4 protein-coding genes are annotated in these 3,170 nt (G+C 71.0%); 3 read left to right on the plus strand and 1 reads right to left on the minus strand.

Going from position 1 to position 3,170, the window contains the following annotated elements:
* Positions 1–111: adenosylhomocysteinase (locus BMZ82_RS38970; protein WP_143099022.1), on the plus strand; the 111-nt coding region annotated here is incomplete at its 5' end.
* A 103-nt stretch (positions 112–214) separates the two neighbouring features.
* Positions 215–829, plus strand: coding sequence for a hypothetical protein (locus tag BMZ82_RS38975; protein WP_093782105.1), 615 nt, complete (start codon positions 215–217; stop codon positions 827–829).
* 20 nt (positions 830–849) lie between these two features.
* On the opposite strand, the gene BMZ82_RS38980 is transcribed toward BMZ82_RS38975, so the two are convergent.
* On the minus strand, positions 850–1,779 hold the full coding sequence (locus BMZ82_RS38980; RefSeq protein ID WP_256252364.1) for an RDD family protein: 930 nt from the start codon (positions 1,777–1,779) through the stop codon (positions 850–852).
* Positions 1,780–1,908: 129 nt separating this feature from the next.
* Here BMZ82_RS38980 and BMZ82_RS38985 point away from each other — a divergent pair, with 129 nt between their 5' ends.
* On the plus strand, positions 1,909–2,916 hold the full coding sequence (locus BMZ82_RS38985; protein WP_093782106.1) for a stage II sporulation protein M: 1,008 nt from the start codon (positions 1,909–1,911) through the stop codon (positions 2,914–2,916).
* Positions 2,917–3,170 lie beyond the last annotated feature (254 nt).

Here is a 3,170-nt window from a genome sequence, read left to right on the forward strand (position 1 = left end):
CTCCACCTCGACGCCCTCGGCGTCAAGCTCACGACCCTGCGCCCCGAGCAGGCCGCGTACATCGGCGTCGAGGTCGACGGCCCGTACAAGTCGGAGCAGTACCGCTACTGAGCCCCAAGCCCCACAGCCCGTAGCGCGCACGTCCGCAGCACCTCAGAGACAGGCCCCCGCACCCCCGTGCCGGGGGCCTGTCCCGTCACACCCCAGGACCCCGATGCCCCGCGGCCGATATTCGCTCCACGATCCGCACGATCACACCCCCTTCGCACACGAGCACTTCCACTGCGCCCCCGGCCCCTCCGGCTGGCGCTACGTCTCCCAGCTCACCACCCCCACCGGCGACCACACCGGCTCCGTCGACCTCACCCTCGACGACCTCGGCCGCCCCCTCCGCCTCGAACTCCACGCCGGCAGTTGGCAGGTACGCGGCGCAGCCCTGGACGGCGTCACCTGGGTCCGCACCGACCCCACCGGCACCCACGCCACAGAAGGCAACGTCCCCGCCCACTCCTTCACCGGCACATCCCCCGCATTCCTCATCGCCACCACCCGACTCCTCCGCCTCACCCCCTCCTCCTCGGCAACCCGAGTACGCCTCGTCGCCTTCACCGAACCGGTCCTCGCCCCACGCACCGTGGACCAGTCCTGGGCCCTGCTCAAAAGAGAAGCACACGCCACTGACAACGGCCCCCTGACCGTGGACGAATACCAGGTCACAGCCCTGGACACCGGCGAACAGCACACCGTGCACATCGCCGGCGACGTCGTCCTCGCAGCCCCCGGCATCGAACTCGAAGACCTCGAAACACCCCCGTCGACCTTCACCTGACCCCATCCCGCACAGCCGACCTACACCGGCGGCACGAACCCGCCACCACCCGGCCCCTCCGCCCGATCCTCAGACGACCCCTCCACCGGCACCACAGGCCGCACCCCGTACGACGAGGGCGCATACGACGCCGGCGCACCGTAGGCCCCCACAGCCCCGCCGCCACCGTCTCCCAAGGGCCGCGGCGGCCCCGCGACCGGACCGCCCCCGAACGCCCGCCGCGCCTCCCGGACCTGCCGCTCCTGCACCACCGCCGCCAGATACGCGGCCGACGGCACCCCCTGCGGCACCGGAGCCCCCGTACGCGCCGCGAGATCCCCGGCCAGCCGCTCCGCCATCGCCCGGCCGACCTGCGGATCCAACTGGTGCATCCGCACCAGGTACTGGCGCACCGCCAGCCACAGCCCGTCCGGCACCGCCGAAAGATCCAGCCCCTGGAACCGCCCCGCAAGCCAGGGCGGAGGCGGCGGCACGAAACCCGACCGCGCCTCGGGCACCCGCTCCCGCACCACCAGCGTCCCGGCGAAGACATCACCGAGCCGCCGCCCCCGAGCCGACACCAGCGAGGCGATACAGGCCACCACCCCGATCGTCAGCAGAATCTCGACCACCCCGAGCGCGCCCCGCACCAGCGCGTGCCGGAACCGGATCGGCCCACCGTCGTCCCGCACCACCCGCAACCCGCACGCCAGCTTCCCGAGCGACCGCCCATGACTGAGCGTCTCCACCGCGATCGGCCCACCCACCAGCACCAGCAGGAACGCGGCGATCGACAGCGCGACCTGCGCCGCCTCGTCCAAGGAAGCCGTCGCCGCCACCAGCGCGACGCTCACCACGATGTACGCCACGAAGGCCACGACCAGGTCCAGCAACGTGGCCAACGCCCGGCTGGGCAGCCTGGCAGGCCGCAGCTCCAGCGCCACCGCCTCACCCGTCACCAGCTCACTCACGTCCGACGTCCCTTCCCTGGCCCACCCCGAGAACGGCCAGTCTGCCAAGCTGAGGGCACATCGCGCGCCAGTGCGACAAGCTGACATCCACCACCGGCCGCCGACGAACGCCGAGGAGCAGGCACACCGATGGACCTCGACGTCTTCGTCTCCGCCCACCGGGCCGAATGGGACCGCCTCGACGCTCTGCTGCGCCGCAGGCGCGGCCTCACCGGCGCCGAGACCGACGAACTCGTCACCCTCTACCAGCGCGCCGCCACCCACCTCTCCCTGATCCAGTCGAGCGCCCCCGACCCCCAGCTCACCGGTCGGCTCACCCAACTCGTGGCACGCGCGCGTAGCGCGGTGACAGGCACCCGCACCGCCTCCTGGCGTGACGTGACGCGCTTCCTCACGCAGGGCTTCCCCGCCGCGGTCTACAGGTCGCGCCACTGGTGGGTCCCCACCGCGCTCCTCTCCACCGCCGTCGCGGCCCTCCTGGGCTGGTGGATCGGCACCCACCCGGAAGTCCAGTCCGCGATAGCCGCCCCCGACGAACTCCGCGAGCTCACCCGCCCCGGCGGCCTGTACGAGACGTACTACTCGAGCCATCAGGCAGCGGCGTTCGCCGCCCAGGTCTGGACGAACAACGCCCAGGCCGCCGCGACGTGCCTGGTCCTGGGCGTCTTCCTCGGCCTACCGGTCCTGTGGATCCTCTTCCAGAACATGCTCAACCTCGGTATCGGAGCCGGCCTGATGTCCTCGGCCGGCCGACTCGACACCTTCCTGGGCCTCGTCCTCCCGCACGGCCTGCTCGAACTGACCGCCGTCTTCGTCGCAGCCGGCACCGGCCTCCGCCTGGGCTGGACGGTGATCGACCCGGGCCCCCGCACCAGGCGAACCGCCCTCGCCGAAGAAGGCCGAGCCGCGGTCGGCATGGCCATCGGCCTGGCCCTCGTCCTCTTCGTCTCAGGCGCCATCGAAGGCTTCGTCACCCCATCCGGCCTGCCCACCTGGGCCCGCATCACCATCGGCATCGCAGCCGAACTGACCTTCCTCGCCTACGTCTACGTCCTCGGCGGCCGGGCTGCCCGCGCAGGGGCCACGGGCGACGTCGAGGCGGCCGAGCGCAGTGCCACGGTGCCGACAGCCGCCTGATGTGCAGACGGCCCCGTTCAACTGCTAGTCTCCTCTTCGCCCCGCAAAAGCCGTTGACACGGAGTGCGTGGGGAGGTAGATTCGAACAGTTGCCTGGAACTGGACAGCGTCCGGTCGGCAGCGGTTAGTATCTGTCAGCCTCTTGAATCTCTGGATTCCACAGGGGCTCCCCGATGAGTCGGAAAATGAATGGCCGGTCAGACCGGCCCGGAACTTCTGATAAAGTCGGAACCGCCGGAAAGGAAACCGCGAAA

The sequence above is a fragment of the Streptomyces sp. yr375 genome, from assembly GCF_900110755.1.
Classification (GTDB): domain Bacteria; phylum Actinomycetota; class Actinomycetes; order Streptomycetales; family Streptomycetaceae; genus Streptomyces.